Annotated in this window: 3 protein-coding genes; 2 read left to right on the top strand and 1 reads right to left on the bottom strand. The window is 70.2% G+C overall.

Annotation, left to right across the window (positions count from 1 at the left end):
* Positions 1-57: 57 nt before the first annotated feature.
* On the top strand, positions 58-498 hold the full coding sequence (locus tag AC08OJ_RS19205) for a hypothetical protein (protein WP_476596466.1): 441 nt from the start codon (positions 58-60) through the stop codon (positions 496-498).
* Complete coding sequence (locus tag AC08OJ_RS19210; protein WP_476594674.1) at positions 485-922, top strand: DUF5130 family protein; 438 nt, start codon at positions 485-487, stop codon at positions 920-922. Before AC08OJ_RS19205 ends, AC08OJ_RS19210 begins: the two co-directional genes overlap by 14 nt.
* Before the next feature lie 39 nt (positions 923-961).
* On the opposite strand, the gene pepN is transcribed toward AC08OJ_RS19210, so the two are convergent.
* A complete protein-coding gene (pepN, locus tag AC08OJ_RS19215; protein ID WP_476594675.1) occupies positions 962-3,508 on the bottom strand; it encodes an aminopeptidase N in 2,547 nt (848 codons plus the stop codon).
* Between the last annotated feature and the right edge of the window lie 125 nt (positions 3,509-3,633).

The following is a 3,633-nucleotide window of genomic DNA, read 5'->3' on the forward strand; positions in this document are numbered from 1 at the left end:
TGCGGAAAACAAGCCCAGACGAGAACCGTAACCCCATTTCCCGGTAATCTTCGCTGCGTGACTCGACGTCGACCGCGCCAGACCCGATGGCTGCCGTTCGCCGGCACCTCCCGCCCGTGGCCGGGGGCGCACCCCGCGCCGGGGTTGCGATCCAGGATCGCGCCGCGCCGGGTTCTCACCGTTGCTGGCCTTGCGCTGTTCGCGGTGCCGGTGTTCGCGGTGAGCGCCTCGGCCGGGGAGATCGGAACCCTCTACAACCCCGATCCGCTCACGGCCGTGCAGTCATGGGCGATCTACGGCGGCACCATCGTCGGTGGGTTCGTCATCGCGATCCTGCTGGCCGCGTGGTCGAGCCGCAAGAGCGGGCCGGTGCGCTACCGCCCGGGGCAGCCCTGGGAGCACGACGAGATCTGGATCGGCTCCAAGCCGGAGGAGATCGAGGGCGAGCAGGCGAAGACCGCCCTTCCCGGCGCGGGTGGTGCCAGTGGCAACTGGTGAGCCGTTCACCCACGAGCAGCTCGACCGGCTGAACCGGGCCCGGGAGCTCGCCGAGACGCATACCGGTATCCACGTCAGCATCCGGATCGGCGCGGTGCGCGGCGACGCCCGGCTCGCCGCCGAGCGGATCCTCGCGAACCTCGTCGACGACGCGGGGCGGGATGCCGCCGTGCTGATCCTCGTCTTGCCCGGGCAGCGGTTCGTGCGGATCGCCACGACCCCGGCCGCCAAGAAGCGGATCGGCGACTCGGCCGCCGGGCTCGCCGCGTTGACGATGGCCTCCAGCTTCGCGCTGGGCGACCTGGTCGGCGGCCTGATCGCCGGTATCCGCCAGCTCGCGGACGCGGCAGGTGGCGCGGGCGGCGCAGCCGCCGGGACCCTCCCCCCGACGCAGCCTTCGTTGGCGGTCAGCCCGACGCCCTGACCCCGCTGGCCCCGACCGGCGTGATGCGGGTACGGTACGCTACGCCGCCTCGATGTCCTTCTTGCGCGCGGCCAGCGCCCGGACGAGCCCGTCGCGGCCTTCCAGCAGGGCCCGCCGCAGGGGCGGAACCGGGTTGTGCTCGGCCAGGTAGGCGTCGACCTTCGCCACCGTCTCCGGTTCGATCACCGATGCCGGGAACAGCATCTGGGTGATGGTAGAAGCCATGTCGAAGCTGCGGGTCTCCCAGATCCCAGCGATCTCGTCGAAGAAACGGTCCACGTAGGGCCGGGTCAGCTCGAGCTGGTCGGAGATCCAGAAACCGCCCATCGTCGCGGCGGCCAAGTGGTTCGACAGGGTGTCCGAGTCCATGACCGCCGACCAGGCGGCCGCCTTCGCCGCCGCGGTCGGCCGTGCCGCCCGCGCGGTCGCCGCTCGCTTCTCGCCGGTGGCGGTGCGGTCGCGGGCGAGCTCCGCGTCGATCTCGGCGTCGGCGTACACGCCCCGCGCAACGAGCTGGGTCAGCAGGGTCCAGCGCAGCTCGGTGTCGAGCACGAGCCCCTCGATGACGTCGGTGCCCTCGAACAGCGCCCGGATCCGCGCCACCTGGTCGGCCTCCTCGGCCTGGGCGAAGGAGGTGGTGTAGACGAGCTGCAGGTCGCTGCCGGGGGCCGCGGCGCGCGCCAGCTCCTCGGCGCGTTCCGTCAGCGCGCGCAGCGCGGGCTTTCGGTTTGCCGGGTCACCGTAAGTGTCGATCGTCAGGTCCGCCTTGGCCAGCAGCGACTGCACCACGCCGATGTCGTCCTCGGCGGTCACCCCGGACAGCACGAGCCGGACGTAGTCGCGGGCGGCGAGTTCGGCGTCGCGGGTCATGTCCCAGGCCGCCGCCCAGCACAGCGTCCGGGGCAGTGACTGGGAGATGGCGCCGATCGACTCGACGAGCGTGGCCAGCGACCGCTCGTCGAGGCGCACCTTCGCGTACGTGAGGTCGTCGTCGTTGAGCAGGATCAGATCCGGCTGGCGGGCACCGACAAGCTTGGTGACCTCGGTGAGCTTGCCCGTCACGTCGAGCTCGACCCGTTCCCGCCGGACCAGCGCGCCGGTGGCGTCTCGATCGTAAAGGCCGATCGCGAGCCGGTGCGGGCGCAGCGTGCGCGAGGCGGTCGGCGGCGCCGACGCCGGCTCCTGCACCACGTCGAACGAGGTGAACAGGCCCGAGGAGTCGGTGAAGAAGCGCGGCCGCAGGGTGTTCGCGCCGGTGGTCTCCAGCCAGTCCGCGGACCAGGCGGTCAGGTTCCGCCCGCTGGCGTTCTCCAACTCGTCGAGCAGGTCGCGCAGCGACGTGTTCGCGTACTCGTAGCGGCGGAAGTACGTCCGCAGCCCGGCGAGGAACTCCTCCTGGCCGACCCAGGCCACGAGCTGCTTGAGCACCGAGGCGCCCTTGGCGTAGGTGATGCCGTCGAAGTTCGTCCGCACCGCGTCCATGTCCGGGGCGTCGGCGACGATCGGGTGCGTGGAGGAGAGCTGGTCCTGGCGGTAGGCCCAGCCCTTCTCCGCGTTGGCGAAGGTCGTCCAGCCGTTGGTGAAGCGGGTCGCGTTCACCTGGGCGAGGACCGACATGTAGGTGGCGAACGACTCGTTCAGCCACAGGTCGTCCCACCAGCGCATGGTGACGAGGTCACCGAACCACATGTGCGCCATCTCGTGCAGGATCGTCTCGGCGCGCCGCTCGCGGCGGGCTTCGGTCACCTTCGCCCGGAAGACGTACTCCTCCAGGAAGGTCACGCAGCCGGCGTTCTCCATCGCCCCGGCGTTGAACTCGGGCACGAACAACTGGTCGTACTTGCCGAACGGGTACCGGTAGTCGAACACCCGGTGGTAGAAGCCGAACCCAGCCTTGGTGATCTCGAAGAGCTCGGCGGGGTCGAGGAACTCGGCCAGCGATCGGCGGCAGTAGAAGCCCAGGTCTATGCCGTCGTGGTGGTCGCGGACCTCGTGGTACGGGCCGGCGACGAGCGCGGTGATGTACGTCGACATCACCGGGGTGGTCAGGAAGCGGATGGTGCGCACCCCGATCGCGGCCTCCGCCACCGCGGCGACTGCGCTGTTGGAGATCGCCTTCCATTCCGCCGGGACGGTGACCGTGAGGGTGAACGTCGCCTTGAGGTCGGGCTGGTCGAAGCAGGCGTACATCCGGTGCGCGTCGTACGTCTCGAACTGGGTGTAGAGGTAGACGGCCTCGTCCACCGGGTCGACGAAGCGGTGCAGGCCCTCACCGGTGCGGGAGTAGATGCCGTCCGCCACCACCGTGAGCCGGTTCGACTCCGCGAGGTTGTCGAGCCGGATCCGCTCGCCGTCGAACACCGTGGCGGGGTCGAGCGGCGCCCCGTTGAGAACAACCTCGTCGACCTTCGCGGCGGCGAGCTCGATGAACGTCGACGCCCCGGGCTCGACGCAGGTGAAGATGACCGCGGTCGACGTGCGGAAGGTCTCGTGGCCGGTCGTCAGGTCGAGTTCGACGTCATAGGAGGCGACGTTGAGCAGGCGGGCGCGCTCGCGCGCCTCGTCGCGGGTGAGGTTGTTGGGCACCCTGTTCCTTTCGGACGGCACGGACTTGCAGGACTGCGACACGGTCATCACCGTGTTCCCAGTCTCCCACGCCGATGAGGAGAACGGTCGCCGCCGGGGGGCGTGATGGCGGGGGGACATGGTGG

The organism is Frankia sp. CgKIO3, from assembly GCF_977946435.1.